Here is a 17,960-nt window from a genome sequence, read left to right on the forward strand (position 1 = left end):
TGGCCCGAAAAAAACGTAGGAGCGAGCGCAGCTCGCGATGCGCCGCGCGGGCGGCGCGGCCTCGCGGGCAATGCTGCTCCATCGCCGTACCTTCACCGGCACGGCGCATGGCATGAGGTATCGGGGGAGCCCCGGGGTGCTTGGCGTGGGGTTTGTGGTGGTGCGCAAATCGAGCGCCGCCCGCGCGGCGCATCGCGAGCTGCGCTCGCTCCTACGTTTGTTTCGGGCCAGTGAGGCCTGTGAGAGGCGCGCGCGACCGCCTGGTTCATACGACGCGATATTGAGGCATGCGCCAAAGGGTTCGCGCGCAAATCCCCCAGGCATAATTGGCCCGAAAAAAACGTAGGATCGAGCGCAGCTCGCGATGCGCCGCACGGGCGGCGCGGCCTCCCTAGACCATTCCGGTAAAACTTCAATCTTGAAATTTTTTATTAAGTCAAGATGCACCCTGTTCAAATCCTTCCCAGCGTGCTACAACCTGCTTAAGCAATGATCTAGCTGCTTGATAACGAAGGGAAAAATATGACGAAGTCGGAGCTGATCGAACGTATTGTCACCCATCAAGGGCTGCTCTCGTCCAAGGACGTGGAGTTGGCCATCAAGACCATGCTTGAACAGATGTCACAATGCCTGGCTACCGGCGATCGCATCGAGATCCGCGGTTTTGGCAGCTTCTCGCTGCACTATCGCGCCCCACGCGTGGGGCGTAACCCCAAGACCGGCCAGTCGGTCAGCCTCGAAGGCAAGTTCGTACCGCACTTCAAGCCCGGCAAAGAGTTGCGCGACCGGGTCAACGAAGAAGACGAGGCCGAAGCCTGAGCACTCAAGGAGTAATCTGATGCGTAACCTGAAGCGCGCCCTGGCGGCTATTTTCGTGCTGCTGTTGGCGGCGGTGGTGTTGTTCTTCGTGCTGGAGAACCAGCAGGCCGTTGCGCTGGTGCTGTTCGGCTGGGCTGCGCCGGAAATGCCCGTGGCTGTCTTGGTGCTGGCAGCGCTGGTCATCGGCCTGGCTATAGGCCCGCTACTGGGCGCATACGGCGTTCAACGCAGCAAGCGCAAGATCAAGGCCTCTGCCCGGCAAGCGGCATTGAGCGGTAACTAAGGAAATTTCCTACGCCTTCCTGGGAATAGTCCGCCTATGCACAGGCTGGCCGCCATGAAGTAATAGCCCACTTCATTTATGGCCAAGTTGAGTGTGCGTAGCATGGAGTTCCCCTGCCTTTTCCATCACGGTGGCACCCGGGGTGTGACTGGGTCCTGCCACCAGTTGCACTTGGCCTCGTGTAGCAGTTTGCTGGTGGACTGTGGGTTGGAACAGGGCGCCGATGCGCCGCCTGGTGCAGAATCCGCGCCGCTCAGCTTCGATATTCAGGGCATTCGCGCGCTAATCGTCACCCACGTACACCTGGACCATGTCGGGCGCATACCTGCGCTGCTGGCTGCAGGTTACCGCGGCCCCATAATCTGCAGCGAGCCATCGGCGCGGCTACTGCCGCTGGTACTGGAGGACGCCTACAGGGTGGGCATCAACCGCGAGCCTGCTCAGGTGGCGCGGTACCTTGAACGGGTCACAAGCCTGATTGTGCCTTTGCCCTTCGAGCAGTGGCATGAAGTGGTGATGGAGCCGGGTTTGCAGTGTCGCATCCGCTTGCAGCGTGCAGGGCACCTGCTTGGGTCGGCATATGTCGAGTGCGACCTGTTGCATGGAAGTATCAACACCCGTTACGTGTTTTCAGGCGACCTGGGCAATGGTGCCAACCCATTGCTGCGCCCGCTTCGGCCCCCAGAGCGGGCAGATGTGCTGGTGCTGGAGAGTACCTACGGTGACCGCCTGCACCCGGTCAAGGGCGGTCGGCAGCAGCAGCTGGAGGCGGCAATTGATCGCGCCTTGGCCGACAAAGGCACCATTCTGATTCCGGCCTTCAGCCTGGGGCGTACGCAAGAGCTGCTGTACGAAATAGAGGATATTCTGCACCGCAAGGCATTGACCGGAGCCCGCGGCGAACCGGGTGACGAAGATCCCGTCAACTGGTCGCAGTTGCCCATCATCCTCGACTCACCCTTGGCCCAGCGTATTACCGGTGCCTACCGCGACCTGCATGAGTTCTGGAACGAAGAGGCGAGGGCGCGGCTCGCGCAAGGGCGTGATCCGCTTGGCTTCAACCAGTTGATCACAGTGGACACCCATGCCAAGCACCAGCAGGTAGTCAATTACCTCAGCAGCACCGGTCGACCGGCCATCGTCATTGCAGGCAATGGCATGTGTTCGGGCGGGCGGATTGTCAATTACCTCAAGGCCATGCTGGGGGATCGGCGGCATGAGGTGATGTTTGTGGGGTATCAGGTGAGGGGGACGCCGGGTGCGGTGATCCAGGCCAGTGCGGGTGCGCAGGGGGACGTGCAGGTTGAGCTTGATGGGGTAATGCATGAGGTGAAGGCGAAGGTGATCAGCCTAAGCGGTTACTCCGGGCATGCTGACCAGCGGGCGTTGGTGGCATTTGCCATCGGCACGCCGGGGGTGCCTGAGCACATCATTCTGGTGCATGGCGAAGGGCGTGCCAAACGTAGCCTTAAACAGGCGCTCATGTCTGGCCTGGCGCTGCGTGGGTCCGCTGCAGAGGTATCAATCCCGTAAAAACGCTCAATTAGTGAACGTTAAGCCACGGCGTTGTCTGATCGTCATGTCATCAGAGCGCGAGGCCCGGCTGTCGAGTATCTGGAACCGGTAGGTTGTAGCGCTGTCACTAGGGCCCCTATACAAGCTACGCAAAAAAATCTCTGTTATTCTACGAGCCTGAGCTTGCGCCTTGGAGCCGATTGGTGGCTAAGCGTCATTTTGCCGGGCGGGTACATTTTATTGCCGCTGCCCTCCCTACGTGGCGGCTGTCAGATTTATAAGACACATGTAGGTTTCCTGAGGTTTTAAACTTCAAGTTGCCGTTAAGGACTCGAATATGGAATTGATCCCGGTAATCCTATCCGGTGGCGTTGGTAGCCGTCTGTGGCCTGTATCGCGTGAGGCTCACCCCAAGCCGTTCATGACCCTGCCAGACGGGCAGAACCTCATTCAGAAAACCTTCCTGCGCGCCGCCGATTTGAACGGTGTGGTTGAAATACTAACCGTAACCAACCGCGAATTGTTGTTCAAAACCGAGGACGAATACCGCACGATCAATAAACATAACCTGAGTCAGGGTTACATACTTGAGCCCTTCGGCCGCAATACCGCGGCTGCCGTTGCAGCTGCTGCGCTGCAGCTACTTCAAACGCATGGTCCACAGGCCAATATGCTGGTACTGGCGGCTGACCATCTGATTCAGAATGAGGCGACCTTCGCCGACGCCGTGAACCGGGCTGTTCAGCTGGCGGGCCAAGGCTGGCTCGTCACATTCGGCATCAAGCCGCAGTACCCTGAAACCGGGTTTGGCTATATCGAAGCTGCCGCCGGCGGCGTGCTCGAAGGTGGCCTCAAGGTTGAGCGTTTCGTTGAAAAGCCTGACGCGCAAACGGCTGAGTCTTATGTTGCCGCAGGCAATTATTTCTGGAATGCGGGCATGTTCTGTTTCCAGGTTGGCACCGTGATCGAGCAATTCAAGGCTCATGCTCCCGATGTGCTCGAAGCTGTGGAGAAAACCCTCGAAGCTTCGCGCCGCTCGACGTCCAAAGGGTACAGCTGCCTGGCGCTGGATGCCGAAAGCTTTGCCAATGTGCCAGACATTTCCATCGACTACGCCCTTATGGAGCGGTCGAGCAAGGTGGCAACCATCCCATGTGATATTGGCTGGAGCGATATCGGCTCGTGGAACGCGGTGAGCGAGCTGACCCCACCGGATGAGCACGGCAACCGCTTTGATGGTGAGGTGATGGCTTATGGCGCAAGCAACAACTACGTGAGCACCGAAGACCGCCTTGCCGCACTGGTGGGCGTACAGGATCTGCTGGTGGTGGATACTCCGGACGCTTTGCTCATTGCCCACAAGGACCACGCTCAGGACGTTAAACACATCGTCAAGCGTTTGAAGAGCGATGGTCATGCCGCCCACTTGTTGCACCAGACCGTTCACCGCCCGTGGGGTACCTACACCACGCTGGAGGATGGTGAGCGCTTCAAGATCAAGCGCATCGTGGTGAAGCCCAAGGCGTCGCTGTCGCTGCAGATGCACCATCACCGCAGCGAGCACTGGATTGTGGTCAGCGGTATGGCCGTGGTAGTCAACGACGATCAGGAGTTGATGCTCAATACCAACGAATCCACTTTCATTCGCGCCGGCCACAAACACCGTTTGCAGAACCCGGGCGTAATTGATCTGGTACTGATCGAAGTTCAAAGCGGCGACTACCTTGGCGAAGACGATATTGTTCGCTTCGAGGACAACTACGGTCGTTGCGACGCCTGAGTCCAGGCTCTCCCGTCGGTCCCGGGCGCCTGACCCTGGCGCGGGGCCGACCCCATTCGGCAAGCTTTCGCCGACCATCCCTTTCTAATGGCGTTCGCTCAAGCGTCGCTGTATACAAGTGAGATGTATGTACCCACCGATCCAGACCCGCTGCTTCAAAGCCTACGACATTCGCGGCCAAGTGCCTGCCGACCTCAATGATGACGTTGCCTACCGTATCGGCCGCGCACTCGTGGCCCAGCTTGGCGGCCGCACCTACGTAGTGGGGCGTGACATGCGCCTGGAGAGCCCGGGTTTGTCCCTGGCCTTGATCAAGGGCCTGACTGAAGCTGGGGCCGACGTGATCGATATCGGCCTGTGTGGTACCGAGGAAGTGTACTTCGCTACCAGCCATCACCAGGCCGATGGTGGTGTGATGATTACTGCCAGCCATAACCCCAAGGGTTACAACGGCATGAAGCTGGTGCGCGAGCAGTCGCGCCCGATCAGCGGCGACACCGGGTTGAACGACATCCGCCAGCGTGTTGAAGCAGGTGACTTGGGTGAGCATGCAGCAACCGCCGGCACTGTGCGCGAAGCATTCGACAAGACGGCATACATCGACCACCTGCTGACCTATGTAAACGTGGCATCGCTCAAACCGCTGAAGGTGCTGGCCGACCCAGGCAACGGTGCGGTCGGGCCTGTGATCGAACTGCTCAAAGCACGCCTGCCGCTGGATATCACCATTATCAACGGCGAGCCGGACGGTAATTTCCCCAACGGCATTCCCAACCCGCTGTTGCCTGAAAACCGCGACCTGACCCGCCAGGCAGTGTTGGATACCCAGGCCGCCATGGGCATCGCCTTCGACGGTGACTTCGACCGTTGCTTCTTCTTCGACGACAAAGGCCGTTTCATCGAGGGTTATTACGTGGTTGGCCTGCTGGCCGAAATGCTGCTGGCCAAGCACCCTGGCAGCAAGGTCATCCACGACCCGCGCCTGACCTGGAACACCATCGAGCAGGTAGAAGCGGCCGGTGGCGTAGCCATCCAGAGCAAGACCGGCCATGCTTTCATCAAAGAGCGCATGCGCGCTGAAGACGCCGTGTACGGCGGTGAAATGAGCGCACACCACTACTTCCGCGACTTCGCCTACTGCGACAGCGGCAACATCCCATGGTTGTTGGTGGCTGAGCTTATGAGCGTAACCGGCAAAACCCTTGCCCAGTTGGTTGATGAGCGTATCGCCAAATTCCCGTGCAGCGGCGAGATCAATTACGAAGTGGCAGATGTAAAAGGCACCATCGAAAAAATCCTTGCCTATTACTTGCCGAATAACCCCACCGTCGACCGCACCGACGGGATCAGTGTGGAATTTGCCAACTGGCGCTTCAGCCTGCGTGGCTCCAACACCGAGCCGCTGCTGCGCTTGAACGTTGAAAGCCGGGGGGATGGAGCGCTGGTCAACGAACAGGTTTCGCGCATCGCCGCCCTAATCCGAGGTTAGTTATGTTTGGCATGATCAAGGGCGTGTGGAGCTACCGTGGCTTCATCATCTCGTCCATCAAGAACGAATTCGTTTCACGCTTCGCGCGCAGCAAGCTTGGCGGGCTATGGATGATCATTCACCCGCTGGCCCAGGTTGCGATCTATGCATTGATCCTGTCCAACGTCCTGGCAGCCAAGCTGCCCGGCATCGACAACAAATATGCATACGCCCTGTACCTGATGGCAGGCATCCTGGCCTGGAACCTGTTTTCCGAAATCGTCAGCCGCTGCCTCACGCTTTTCATAGAGCAGGGCAACATCATGAAGAAGATGCGCTTCCCGCGCATCACGCTGCCTGTGATCGTGGTGGGTTCGTGCCTGCTCAACAACGCCTTGCTGTTCCTTGCGGTAATGATCGTTTTCGCACTGTTGGGCCATTACCCCACCGTACAAGTGTTCTGGTTGATCCCACTGGTAATGATAGTGGTGGCGCTGTCGGTCGGCATTGGCCTTGTGCTGGGTATTCTCAACGTGTTCCTGCGGGACATCGGCCAGGTGGTGCCCATTATTCTGCAGGTACTGTTCTGGTTCACACCGATCGTTTATATGGTCAATGTGATCCCGGAATACCTGCGTGGCACGCTGAGCTACAACCCCATGTACCCCATCGTAACGGCCTATCACGACGTACTGGTGTACGCCAAGGCACCGGACTTCAGCCAGGCCGTTACCATGGTTTGCATCTCGTTGGGCTTGTTGCTGCTTGGCCTGTTCCTGTTCCGTCGCTCGGTTCCTGAAATGGTGGATGTACTATGAGCCTGTTATCGGTAAGTGATGTTGGCAAGGCTTATAAAACCTACCGTTCCGAGTGGCAGCGGATCGCCACCTGGTTTTACCTGCCGGTCGGTGCGTCCAGCGAGCATTGGGTACTTCGGCATATAAACTTTGCCATTGAGCCAGGTGAAGCCATCGGTATCATCGGCCAGAACGGCGCCGGCAAGTCCACCCTGTTGAAGATGATCACCGGGACGTTGCAGCCCACCCAGGGGCAGGTACATGTCAACGGCCGGATCGCTGCAATTCTGGAACTTGGCATGGGCTTCAACCCCGAGCTGACCGGCCGCCAGAATGTGTACCACGCGGCTGGCCTGATGGGCTTCAGTGCCGAGAAGATCGAAGGCGCAATTGACGACATCGAGGCGTTCGCGGAAATCGGCGAATACTTCGACGAAGCGGTCCGCACCTACTCCAGCGGGATGCAAATGCGTGTAGCGTTTGCCGTTGCCACTGCGTTCAGGCCGGAAATTCTGATTGTCGACGAAGCGTTGTCGGTGGGTGACAGTTACTTCCAGCATAAAAGCTTCGAGCGCATTCGCGAGTTCCAGCGCCAAGGAACATCGTTGCTCATCGTGTCGCATGACCGTGGCGCTATTCAGTCGCTGTGCAGCCGTGCGCTGTTGCTCGAGAACGGCTCGATCATCAAGGACGGCCCGCCTGAGCAGGTGATGGACTACTACAACGCACTGATCGCCGAGAAAGAAAACAGCACTGTCCAGGTAAAAGAGCTGGCCGATGGCAGCATGCAGACCCAGTCCGGCAGTGGTGAGGCCACCATTGAAGCTGTAGCGCTTTACGATGCGGCCGGGCAAGCGGTTGAGTTCGTGGCAGTGGGCGACCCTGTCACGCTGAGTGTGCAGGTTGAAACCCACGAAGCCATACCGGAGTTGGTAGTGGGCTACGTCATCAAGGATCGCTTGGGCCAGCACGTTTACGGTACCAATACCCATCACCTGGGCCAGGCCTTGAAAACGCTGGCAGCCAATGAAAAGGTCGAGTTTCGTTTCGCTTTCGATATGAACCTGGGCGCCGGCTCGTATTCGGTGGCCGTGGCATTGCATGCCAACGATGTGCATATCGGCACCAATTATGAGTGGCGGGACCTTGCCCTGGTATTCAACGTGGTGAATACCTCGAAGCCTCAATTTGTCGGAATGGCGTGGGTGCCTACAGCTGTGGAGTGTATTCGGTGAAAAAACCTTTCTATCGCGCTTTCGAGGACCGCTACCGCGGGTCGGCGGAGCTGATTACCGAGAGGTTGCAGGTATACCAACCCTTCCTCACGCCTTTGCTGGGCCTTGACCAGGCACGCAAGGCCATTGACCTTGGCTGCGGCAGGGGTGAATGGATGAGCCTGTTGGCGCGCCAGGGCTTTGCCGTAGCCGGAGTGGACCTTGACGAAGGCATGCTGGAAGCGTGCCGCATCAACGGTTTCAGTGTTGAAAATACCGACGCCATTGGCAAACTGCAGTCGCTGCCTGATAACAGCCAGGTGCTGGTTTCGGGCTTCCACCTGGCCGAGCATATTCCTTTCAACAGCCTGCAAACGCTGGTGGCCGAAGCCCTGCGTGTGCTGGTGCCAGGCGGCTTGCTCATTCTGGAAACGCCCAACGCCGAAAACCTGGTGGTGGGCACCAACAATTTTTACCTCGACCCGTCCCATGAACGCCCGATCCCCAGCTTGTTGCTGAGCTTCCTGGTGGAGTACGAAGGGTTCGGCCGGAACACCGTCATGCGCCTGCAAGAGCCAACGCCCATACCGGCCGTTGAAGACATGCGCATGCTCAACGTGTTCCATGGCGTGAGCCAGGATTACGCCGTGGTTGCCCAGAAGGCTGCGCCCGCAAGCACGCTAGCCGAGTTTGACAGCGCGTTCGAGCGGGAGTACGGGGTTACCCTCGACAGCCTGGCAGAGCGCTACGAAGGTAAGCTTCAGGCACACTTTGATGCGCTTGATGAAGCCGCCAGCAGCAACCACGCCGCGCTGGAACAGGTGCGTGAAGTAAACGTCGAGTTTGCCCACAGCATCGACCGGTTCCAGTCCGAATTTTTTCAGCTTAAAAAAGATGTCGATAGCCTGGACGACCGCGCTGGCCGTGACCGGGCCTTGCAGCAACAGCTAAAAGGCGACATTGAGGTGCTGGGCAGCAGCATTAACCAGCTTGATCAGCGGCTTGGCGCCATTGAGCAGATGTTGCGCGAACGCGAGGCCCGTACCCTGCTGGACAGCGCCAAAGCTGCGGTGCGACCAGTAGCGCTGAAAACCCTCGGCGCGGTACTGCGCAACCCCACCTTGCGCACCAACGCCAACCGAGTATTGCGCCGCTTCCCTGGCGTTCACCACCGCCTCAAGCTGTTCGCGCAAAACCGAGGCTTGCTGATTCAGCCAATGGCCGCACCCGGCATGCCAAGTGCAAGTTTCACCGGTGTGGATTACTCGCGCGTTAGCTTCGCCGTATACCCCAAGGCACCCTTGCTGCCAGAAGCCATGTACTTGCGAGACCAACCGCATGCGGCAGGGTTCAACAGCGTGCGCATGACCGGCCACATTGAAGGGCACTACAGCCTGGCCATCGTCAACCGCGGGTTGGGGCTGGCGATGTTCGACCTGCTCGAGGGCCGGCTGGCGTTCCAGCCTTACCATGGCAAGGCCTACGACAACCCGATCGATATTCCCGAACGCCAGAAGGGCTTGACCCGGGCGGTGGGCAACAAACTGGAAGGCGAGCTGGAAAGCGACGTACTGTCCATCGTTCACCACTACCCGATGATCACTGACCTGCAAGCCGCCGGCATGCGCATGGTTGTGTTCTTCTGGGAAGAAACCGCCATACCGTTCGATACGATCACGTTCCTCAACGAACACTTCGACGGTGTGATCGTGGCCGCTTCGTTCGTGAAAAAGGTGCTTCAGGATTCCGGCTGCCGTCTTCCGGTCTTCGTCTGCCCTATGGGCGTTGACCACATTATCGGTAACGACGAACCGCCTATCGAGACACTGCGCCCAGCAGCCGGCAAGCCCGTCCGCTTCCTGCATATTTCGTCGATGTTCGAGCGCAAAGGGCCTGATGTACTGCTGGAAGGCTACCTTAATGCCTTTACCAGTGATGACAACGTCGAGCTGTACATCAAGACCTTCCCCAACCCACATAACCGGGTACACGAGCTGCTGAGCGAACTGTCCGCGGGTCGCAGCAACCTGCCTGCGGTGGTGGTGGACGAGAGCCCGATGGATGACAAAGGCATCATCGGCCTGTACCGATCGGCACAAGCGCTGGTGCTGCCTACACGCGGAGAAGGCTTCAACCTGCCTGCCGCTGAAGCCTTGGCACTTGGGCTTCCCGTCATCGTTACCGGCTTTGGCGCCCACGTCGACTTCTGCACCTTGCGAACTGCCGAACTGATACCGTTCCTGTTCGCCAAGTCTGGCAGCCACTTGGGCAGCGCCAATTCGTGCTGGGTAGAGCCTGACAAAGAAGCGCTCGGCCGCAAGATGCGTGAGCTGCATGACAAAGTGCTTGCCGGTGACGCCGGGCTTGAGCAGCGCAGGCGCGAGGGTATTGCGCTTATCCGCGGCGCCTACACCTGGGAGCAAAGTGCCCAGGCCGTGCTGGCCAGTGCCCAGTGGCTGAAGAACCAGGAGCCGGTGCAGAGCGGCAAAGCCAAGCTCGTGGTTGTGGGGCCTTGGGCGACCAAATGCGGGGTGGCGGAGTACAGCCAGTCGCTGATGAGCGAATTTGACCGTAGCCAGTACGACATCACCGTCTATTGCGATGAGCGAACCGCCCCAATGGAGGGTGTCGAGTATCAACCGGCCTGGAAGCTGGGTGATGCCAAAGCGGTATTTGATGTGTTGGGCAACGATGCGTGCGCGGCAGCCGATGTGATTATCGTGCAACACCAGCCCAGCCTATTTGCCCTGAACGAAGAGATCTGCCAGCGCCTGGCCTCCCTGCATGCGCAAGGCAAAGTGGTGATTCTGGAGCTGCACTCCACTCAACCCCTGATTGCAGACTACAGGGTGTCGGACACTGCCATCCGCGCACTAGGCAAGCTCGACCGGGTCATCGTGCACAAGCCCGAAGACCTCAACAACTTGCTGGTGCTTGGGCTCAGTGCCAACGTAATGATGATTGGCCTGGGCGTCATGTCACCATTGCCTGCAGGCAGTGCCGACGGTGTACGTGCGGAGCTCGGCATTGACCAGCATGACCTGGTTATCGCCTGCTTCGGCTTCATTCTGTCACACAAAGGTATCGATACACTCATCGAAACCATTCGCCCGTTAGAGCGTGCCACCGGCCGCAACGTGCGCATGATCGGCCTGCACTCCATTCTGGATGCGCGCAGTGAACAAACCCTCAATGCCTACCGCACCCGCGCCGCAGAGCTGCAGGTAGAGCACAACATCAACTGGATTACCGACTACCTGCCCATTCAGGAATGCCTGCGCATTCTCAGTGCCGCCGATTACGTTATCTTCCCCTACAAGGAAACCCAGGAAAGCGCGAGTGCTGCGGTGACCATTGGCCTTGCCACGCTCAAGCCTGTGCTGGTCAGCCCCATTCACATCTTCTCCGACCTGTCCGAAGCTACCTGGCGCATGTCTGGTAGCCAGGTAGACGACATTGTGGCCTCGATCGCCGAGTTGGAAGCCAGCCCCACCAAGGCCGGTGAGCTGGTCGCACGTCAGGAGCAGTGGATACAAGACCGTAGTTGGGGGCGCATTTCCGGGCGCCTGGACGCCACTGTGCAGGCTTTGCTATTCGCGCGTAGGCACCTTGACCCGCTAGTGGGCGTGCAGCGTGAAGCCAACCCAAGCGTGGTCGCCACCGCGCCGCGCAAACTGCTGGTGGACGTGTCCGAACTGTACTTCCGTGATGCCAAAACAGGCATCCAGCGCGTGGTAAAACGGGTAATAGGCGAGTTCCAGGCTGCCGAGGGTGCAGACTACCAGGTAGTGCCAGTGTTCGGCGTATCGGGCCATGGCTACCGTATTGCCAGCAATTACCCGGGGGCCAACGATTATGTTGCATCGGCCCACGAAAAACCGGTGGAGTACAGCGTTGGTGATGTTTTCCTCGGCCTTGACCTGAGCGCCCATCTGTTCCCGGAGTTCAACTCCGAACTTGAACGCATGCGCCGTGCAGGTGTGAGTATCCACTTTGTGGTGTATGACCTTATCCCGCTGCTGCACCCACGCTTTGCCTACCCGGGCATTGATGGCGCGTTCACCAACTGGATGCGCTCGATTGGCCGCTATGCGGACAGCGTCATTGCCATATCCGCCGCGGTTGCCGTAGATGTAAAACAATGGCTGCAGCAGCATGAAGGCCTGAAGTTGCTGCCATCAATTGGGCATTTCCACTTGGGCGCGGATATTGAAACACCGGCTGAGCTGGACGCTAAACCCGACCTGGACCCAGGCCTGGAAGCGCGCCTGGCCGCAGCGCCGACGTTCCTCATGGTCGGTACGCTGGAGCCTAGAAAAGGGCACCACCAGGCCCTGGCGGCTTTCGAATTGCTGTGGGCGCAAGGCTGCGACCTGAACCTGGTGTTGGTTGGCAAGGAAGGGTGGGCGGTAGAGGGCCTGACCGGGCACTTGCGTGCGCACCCTGAGATGGGGCAGCGGCTGTTCTGGCTGGAAGGGTTGAGCGATACCAACCTTAACCACCTGTATGCATCATGTTCTGCACTGGTTGCAGCATCGGAAGCCGAGGGCTTTGGCTTGCCTCTAATCGAGGCAGCCCAGCAAAAACTGCCCATCATCGCGCGGGACATCCCGGTGTTCCGCGAGGTGGCCGGCGACCATGCCTACTACTTCCAGGGCCAGGCACCTGAAGCATTGGCCAAGGCGCTGACAGACTGGGTAGCGCTGTTTGAGAAAAACGCTCACCCGCTGTCTGCGCCAATGCCTTGGTTGCGCTGGAGCGAGAGTGCAGCTGTGCTCAAGAAACATGTGCTGGGTGTTGCAGAGCAAGTGAAGTGACGCGGCAGCCGCCCGCCCGGGCGGGCTGAGCCATAAACCCCGTAAGCGTGCCAGTGCAGCGCTTGCGGGGTTTTTATTGCAGGTGTTTTGCGCGATACATGTTCAACAGCCTGTCAGGTACCATGAAATGGCATACAAGAAAGTAAGTGATGGCGTGTTGGCATCGCTCTCGTCAGGGATAAGTTCATGAAATTCTTGATTGCGTTGTCGTTGCTGGCAGGCGTAACGGGTTGTTCCCACTACAGCCCTAGTGACAGCATCAGCGAGGTGGGAGAGCAGGGCTATAGAGTGTCTTGCAATGCCTCACCCGTTAACCAGCCTGGCTGTTATTCGCCTACACCGTCCTGGCACTGGTGGCCTTCGGACAAGATTAAATTCGAGTTGGGTAGTAAATGAGGCGGGGGCGGGGCAGCAATGACCCTGCCTAGCTAAGTGAACGCTTAGTTCGTAGCCATGCCCGCTTGCGCATCATGCATCAGCGGTTTGGCCAGCGCGCCCAAGTCATGCGCTGCCCAGACCAGCTCCAGGCCATGCAGCGGGTGCTTCTTTGGCGGTATGTAAGAACCAGCACCGACAATCTCGGTACCGGTAGCTGTCCAGAGAAGAGGCTGCGTTTTCGCAGCCCTTCTAAGCTATAGACCTTTACTCAAACACCTCGGCGTCAGCCAGTGCCACCCCGAGCTGGTCCTTGCCAGACAAGCTTGGGGTAAAGTCGATAGGCCACTCAATTCCGACTGCCGGGTCATCCCATGCAATACAGCGCTCGCACTGCGGCGAGTAGAAATCGGTGGTCTTGTAGAGGAACTCTGCGGTTTCACTCAAGGTGACGAACCCGTGGGCGAAGCCTGGCGGGATCCACAGCTGGTTCTTGTTCTCCGCTGACAACACCGCACCCACCCATTTACCGAAGGTAGGGGAGGAGCGGCGGATATCTACCGCAACGTCGAAAACCTCACCCTGCACCACACGCACCAGTTTGCCCTGGGCGTGAGGTGCCAGCTGATAATGCAGGCCACGCAGCACGCCTTTAGCCGAGCGGGAGTGGTTGTCTTGAACGAAATCAGGCTGCAGGCCGGTTACTTCGCTGAAGACGCGGGCGTTGAAGCTCTCGTAGAAAAAACCTCGTTCATCGCCGAATACTTTGGGGGTAAACAGAACGACTTCCGGGATGCTCATCGCAATGGCTTGCATCAGAATACCTTCTCTTTCAGCAAGTTTTGCAGATACTTGCCGTAACCGTTTTTCAGCATGGGTTGAGCCAGCCGCTCGAGTTGCTCGGCGTCGATCCAGCCAGCGCGGTAGCAAATTTCTTCAGGGCAGGCCACTTTCAAGCCCTGACGGCGCTCCATCGTAGCGATGTATTGGCTTGCTTCGAGCAGGCTGTCGTGCGTACCGGTGTCGAGCCATGCGTAGCCGCGGCCCATGATTTCAACCTGCAACTGCTGCTGTTGCAGGTAGAGATTGTTGAGGTCGGTGATTTCCAGCTCGCCGCGCGCGGACGGCTTCAGGTCGCGGGCCAGGTCGACGACTTGGTTGTCATAGAAATACAGACCAGTGACGGCATAGCTCGACTTTGGAACAGTCGGCTTTTCTTCCAGAGACAACACACGGCCGCTGTCGTCGAACTCAGCCACGCCGTAGCGCTCTGGGTCGTGCACGTGATAGGCGAATACCGACGCACCGGAATCCCGCTTGTCGGCATTCAGCAGCAGCGCCTGGAAGTCATGGCCGTAGAAGATGTTATCGCCCAGCACCAGTGCTGAGGGATCGTTACCGATGAAGTCAGCGCCGATCGTGAAGGCCTGTGCCAGGCCATCCGGGCTCGGCTGCACTGCATAAGTGAGGTTGATGCCCCACTGGCTGCCGTCGCCAAGAAGCTGCTCGAACCGAGGCGTATCTTGTGGAGTAGAGATGATCAGAATGTCGCGAATACCTGCCAGCAGCAAAGTGCCCAGCGGGTAGTAGATCATCGGTTTGTCATAAACAGGCAAAAGCTGCTTCGAAACAGAAAGCGTTGCGGGGTGCAGACGCGTTCCGGAACCACCAGCCAGAATGATCCCTTTACGATTGGTTACGTTCATTTGTTAAGAGCTTCCATGAGCATACGGGTGACACCACTTTGCCAGTCAGGCAAGTGCAGCGTGAAAGAGTTGCGAAGTTTGGCGGTATCCAAGCGTGAATTCAACGGGCGACTAGCCGGGGTAGGGTACTCGGTAGTAGCGATCGGATTCACGGCTTCGACCGCGAGAACCTCACCATGACTCCGCGCGAAGTCAATAACATAGCTAGCATATGCATGCCAGGTCGTTTCGCCCGCTGGTACCAGGTGGTAGATCCCGCTTAGCTCAGCTTTATGCCACGCTTGTTGCAGAGCAGCTACAGCCACATCCGCGAGTAGGTCCGCCCCCGTAGGTACCCCTACCTGGTCAGCGATTACATTGAGTGCGGTACGCTCCTTTGCCAGGCGTAGCATCGTCTTGGCGAAATTGTTGCCCCGCGCAGCATACACCCAGCTGGTACGGAAAATCAGATGCTTACAGCCCGAGGCCTGTATCAGCTGTTCGCCTTCGAGTTTTGTGGCGCCGTAAAAGTTAACTGGCGCAACGCTGTCGGTTTCTTTCCACGGGGTAGTACCGGTGCCGTCGAAAACATAGTCGGTTGAGTAGTGTACCAACCATGCATCCAGGCGCTTGGCTTCCTCCGCCATCACTTGGCTAGCCAAGGAATTCACAAGATGGGCTGTGTCGCGCTCGCTTTCAGCTTTGTCCACTGCCGTGTAGGCGGCTGCGTTCACAATCGCTTGGGGCGAGACAGCGCGAATGGCAGTCCTGAGGCTTTCCAGGTCCGAAAGATCACCTTTGAGCTCACCGTAAGGTGTGGCGGCCAGGTGTCGATCGAGTGCCACAACTTCACCGAGCACGCTCAGCGCGCGCTGAAGCTCCCAGCCAACCTGGCCGTTTTTTCCTAACAGCAGAATTTTCATGCTTGGCCTGTACGCTTGGCGTAGTTGCTGTCGATCCACTGTTGGTAGCTACCGCTTTTAACGTGCTCAACCCACTCAGGGTTGTCCAGATACCATTGAACGGTCTTGCGAATACCCGACTCGAAGGTTTCTTCCGGCACCCAGCCGAGCTCTCGCTGGATCTTGCTAGCGTCGATTGCGTACCGCAGATCGTGGCCTGGACGATCTTGAACGTAGGTCAGCAGGTCGACATGAGGGCGGAATTTGGAATCAGGACGTAGTTCATCAAGCAGTGAGCAAACTGTGCGTACCACTTCGATGTTTTGCTTCTCGTTATGGCCGCCGATGTTGTAGGTTTCACCCACTTCACCTTCGGTGACCACTTTGTATAGCGCGCGGGCGTGATCTTCAACATACAGCCAGTCGCGAATTTGATCGCCTTTGCCATAGATCGGCAGTGGTTTGCCTTCCAACGCGTTCAGAATCACAAGCGGGATCAGCTTTTCCGGGAAGTGGAAAGGTCCGTAGTTGTTGGAGCAGTTGGTTACGATGGTTGGTAGACCGTAGGTGCGCGCCCAGGCGCGCACCAGGTGATCGGAGCTGGCCTTACTGGCAGAGTATGGCGAGCTTGGCTGGTAAGGCGTAGTTTCGGTGAACAGATCCTCTGGGCCTTCCAGGTCGCCATAAACCTCATCGGTGGAGATATGGTGGAAGCGGAACGCTGCTTTGCGAGATTCATCAAGCGTCATCCAGTAAACCCTGGCGGCTTCCAGCAAGGTGTAAGTGCCTATGATGTTAGTCTGGATGAATTCGGACGGCCCGGAAATCGATCTGTCCACGTGAGACTCGGCAGCCAAGTGCATTACGGCATCCGGCTGGTGCTCAAGGAACACGCGATCCAGGTCGACACGGTCGCAGATGTCAACGTGCTCGAAAGCGTAGCGCGGGTCTTGATCGACAGATTGCAGGGACTCGAGGTTGCCTGCGTAGGTCAGTTTATCAACGTTGACAACTGAATCATCTCTACAAGAAATTATGTGACGTACCACTGCCGAGCCGATAAAGCCGGCACCACCTGTTACTAAGATCTTCACGTTATCACCATCCTACAGTTATAATATCAATCCCCACCAAAAAGGTCTCTTGTGTAAACCTTATCGATGACGTCGAGCAAATCATTTGTCAGTCTGTTCGTTATGATTATGTCACACGTTTTCTTGAATTCATTCAAATCATTAACAATAGGAGAGTTGAAGAAGTCATTGGCTTTAAGAGTGGGCTCATAGACACAGACATTGACTCCTTTTGCTTTAATCCTCTTCATGATTCCTTGGATTGAAGAGGATCTGAAGTTGTCTGAACCTGCCTTCATCACCAACCTGTAAACGCCGACAAGCTTCGGCTGTCGTTTTAATATACTTTCGGCGACAAAATCTTTGCGGGTTGTATTGGAATCAACAATGGCGTTGATTAAGTTCTGGGGTACGTCACGATAATTTGCCAGTAATTGCTTAGTATCCTTGGGTAAGCAATATCCTCCGTAGCCAAACGAGGGATTGTTGTAGTGATTTCCAATTCTCGGATCCAGACCAATACCGTCAATCAGTTGTCGGGGGTTCAGTCCATGAACCTCTGCGTAGGTATCCAGTTCGTTGATGAAGGCAATACGCATAGCTAAATATGTATTGGCAAATAACTTAATAGCCTCGGCCTCACTTGAAGCCACTTGCAAAACAGGACAATTTTTATGCACTGTTCCAGCAAGCAATAAATCAATTAGTGTGCTGCCGTCCTCAGTAAGGTCTCCCACAATAATCCGCGAAGGGTACAAATTATCATAAAGTGCGCGCCCCTCTCTCAGGAATTCCGGAGAAAAAATAATCTTATGAGTTTCAAAGCGCTGCTGCATGCGTGTCGTAAATCCAACAGGGACAGTAGATTTAACGACAATGAACGCATTAGGGTTTATTTGCCTCACGTCCTCTATGACACTTTCAACAGAGCTCGTATCGAAATAATTGGTGACTGGATCATAGTCAGTAGGAGTGGCGATGAACACATATCTAGCCCCACTATAAGCTTCTAGCTTATTGGTTGTAGCAATGAGTGATAAGCCGCCAGTCTCGAGATAGGTAGTTATATCGGCATCTTTAATAGGAGATCTACCGGAGTTGATACAATCTACTCGCCCAGGTTCGATGTCGAGGCAAGTTACTTCATTGTGCTGTGCAAGTAGCACAGCATTAGACATCCCGACATAACCAGATCCAACTACAGCAATTTTCATATATGTATCTTCAATTGT

13 protein-coding genes are annotated in these 17,960 nt (G+C 57.0%); 8 read left to right on the forward strand and 5 right to left on the reverse strand.

Features of this window, described 5'->3' with window-relative positions; translation table 11 throughout:
- Positions 1-522: 522 nt before the first annotated feature.
- The 8 genes from ihfB (at position 523) to AACG97_RS06875 (ending at position 12,693) form a co-directional block, all read left to right on the forward strand.
- Positions 523-819, forward strand: a complete 297-nt coding sequence (ihfB, locus tag AACG97_RS06840; protein WP_003252675.1) for an integration host factor subunit beta — start codon at positions 523-525, stop codon at positions 817-819.
- Positions 820-838: 19 nt separating this feature from the next.
- Positions 839-1,102 carry a lipopolysaccharide assembly protein LapA domain-containing protein gene (locus tag AACG97_RS06845; protein ID WP_054890063.1) on the forward strand — a complete coding sequence of 88 codons (264 nt, stop codon included), beginning with the start codon at positions 839-841 and terminating at the stop codon, positions 1,100-1,102.
- Positions 1,103-1,204: 102 nt separating this feature from the next.
- Positions 1,205-2,635: an MBL fold metallo-hydrolase RNA specificity domain-containing protein gene (locus AACG97_RS06850; protein ID WP_225785808.1), complete on the forward strand. Its 1,431-nt coding sequence runs from the start codon at positions 1,205-1,207 to the stop codon at positions 2,633-2,635.
- A 319-nt stretch (positions 2,636-2,954) separates the two neighbouring features.
- On the forward strand, positions 2,955-4,397 hold the full coding sequence (locus tag AACG97_RS06855) for a mannose-1-phosphate guanylyltransferase/mannose-6-phosphate isomerase (protein WP_054890062.1): 1,443 nt from the start codon (positions 2,955-2,957) through the stop codon (positions 4,395-4,397).
- 127 nt (positions 4,398-4,524) lie between these two features.
- On the forward strand, positions 4,525-5,886 hold the full coding sequence (locus tag AACG97_RS06860) for a phosphomannomutase (protein ID WP_225785807.1): 1,362 nt from the start codon (positions 4,525-4,527) through the stop codon (positions 5,884-5,886).
- A 2-nt stretch (positions 5,887-5,888) separates the two neighbouring features.
- Positions 5,889-6,683 (forward strand): ABC transporter permease, encoded by a 795-nt coding sequence (locus AACG97_RS06865; RefSeq protein ID WP_225785806.1) that lies wholly within the window; start codon positions 5,889-5,891, stop codon positions 6,681-6,683.
- Positions 6,680-7,897 (forward strand): ABC transporter ATP-binding protein, encoded by a 1,218-nt coding sequence (locus AACG97_RS06870; RefSeq protein WP_225785805.1) that lies wholly within the window; start codon positions 6,680-6,682, stop codon positions 7,895-7,897. The genes AACG97_RS06865 and AACG97_RS06870 overlap by 4 nt, the downstream gene beginning before the upstream one ends.
- Positions 7,894-12,693, forward strand: a complete 4,800-nt coding sequence (locus AACG97_RS06875) for a glycosyltransferase (protein WP_225785804.1) — start codon at positions 7,894-7,896, stop codon at positions 12,691-12,693. Before AACG97_RS06870 ends, AACG97_RS06875 begins: the two co-directional genes overlap by 4 nt.
- A gap of 642 nt (positions 12,694-13,335) precedes the next feature.
- Here AACG97_RS06875 and rfbC read toward each other — a convergent pair.
- From rfbC to AACG97_RS06900, 5 genes are read right to left on the reverse strand one after another with little or no spacing between them, the layout of a single operon-like run.
- Entirely contained in the window at positions 13,336-13,884 is a 549-nt protein-coding gene (rfbC, locus tag AACG97_RS06880; RefSeq protein ID WP_225785803.1) for a dTDP-4-dehydrorhamnose 3,5-epimerase, read from the reverse strand.
- On the reverse strand, positions 13,884-14,774 hold the full coding sequence (rfbA, locus tag AACG97_RS06885) for a glucose-1-phosphate thymidylyltransferase RfbA (RefSeq protein WP_225785802.1): 891 nt from the start codon (positions 14,772-14,774) through the stop codon (positions 13,884-13,886). The genes rfbC and rfbA overlap by 1 nt, the downstream gene beginning before the upstream one ends.
- Positions 14,771-15,676: a dTDP-4-dehydrorhamnose reductase gene (gene rfbD / locus AACG97_RS06890; RefSeq protein WP_225785801.1), complete on the reverse strand. Its 906-nt coding sequence runs from the start codon at positions 15,674-15,676 to the stop codon at positions 14,771-14,773. Before rfbD ends, rfbA begins: the two co-directional genes overlap by 4 nt.
- A complete protein-coding gene (gene rfbB, locus AACG97_RS06895) occupies positions 15,673-16,749 on the reverse strand; it encodes a dTDP-glucose 4,6-dehydratase (RefSeq protein WP_225785800.1) in 1,077 nt (358 codons plus the stop codon). Before rfbB ends, rfbD begins: the two co-directional genes overlap by 4 nt.
- Positions 16,750-16,775: 26 nt before the next feature.
- On the reverse strand, positions 16,776-17,942 hold the full coding sequence (locus AACG97_RS06900; RefSeq protein ID WP_225785799.1) for a nucleotide sugar dehydrogenase: 1,167 nt from the start codon (positions 17,940-17,942) through the stop codon (positions 16,776-16,778).
- Positions 17,943-17,960: the final 18 nt, after the last annotated feature.

Source organism: Pseudomonas sp. Nvir (assembly GCF_963778085.1).
Lineage (GTDB): Bacteria > Pseudomonadota > Gammaproteobacteria > Pseudomonadales > Pseudomonadaceae > Aquipseudomonas > Aquipseudomonas juntendi.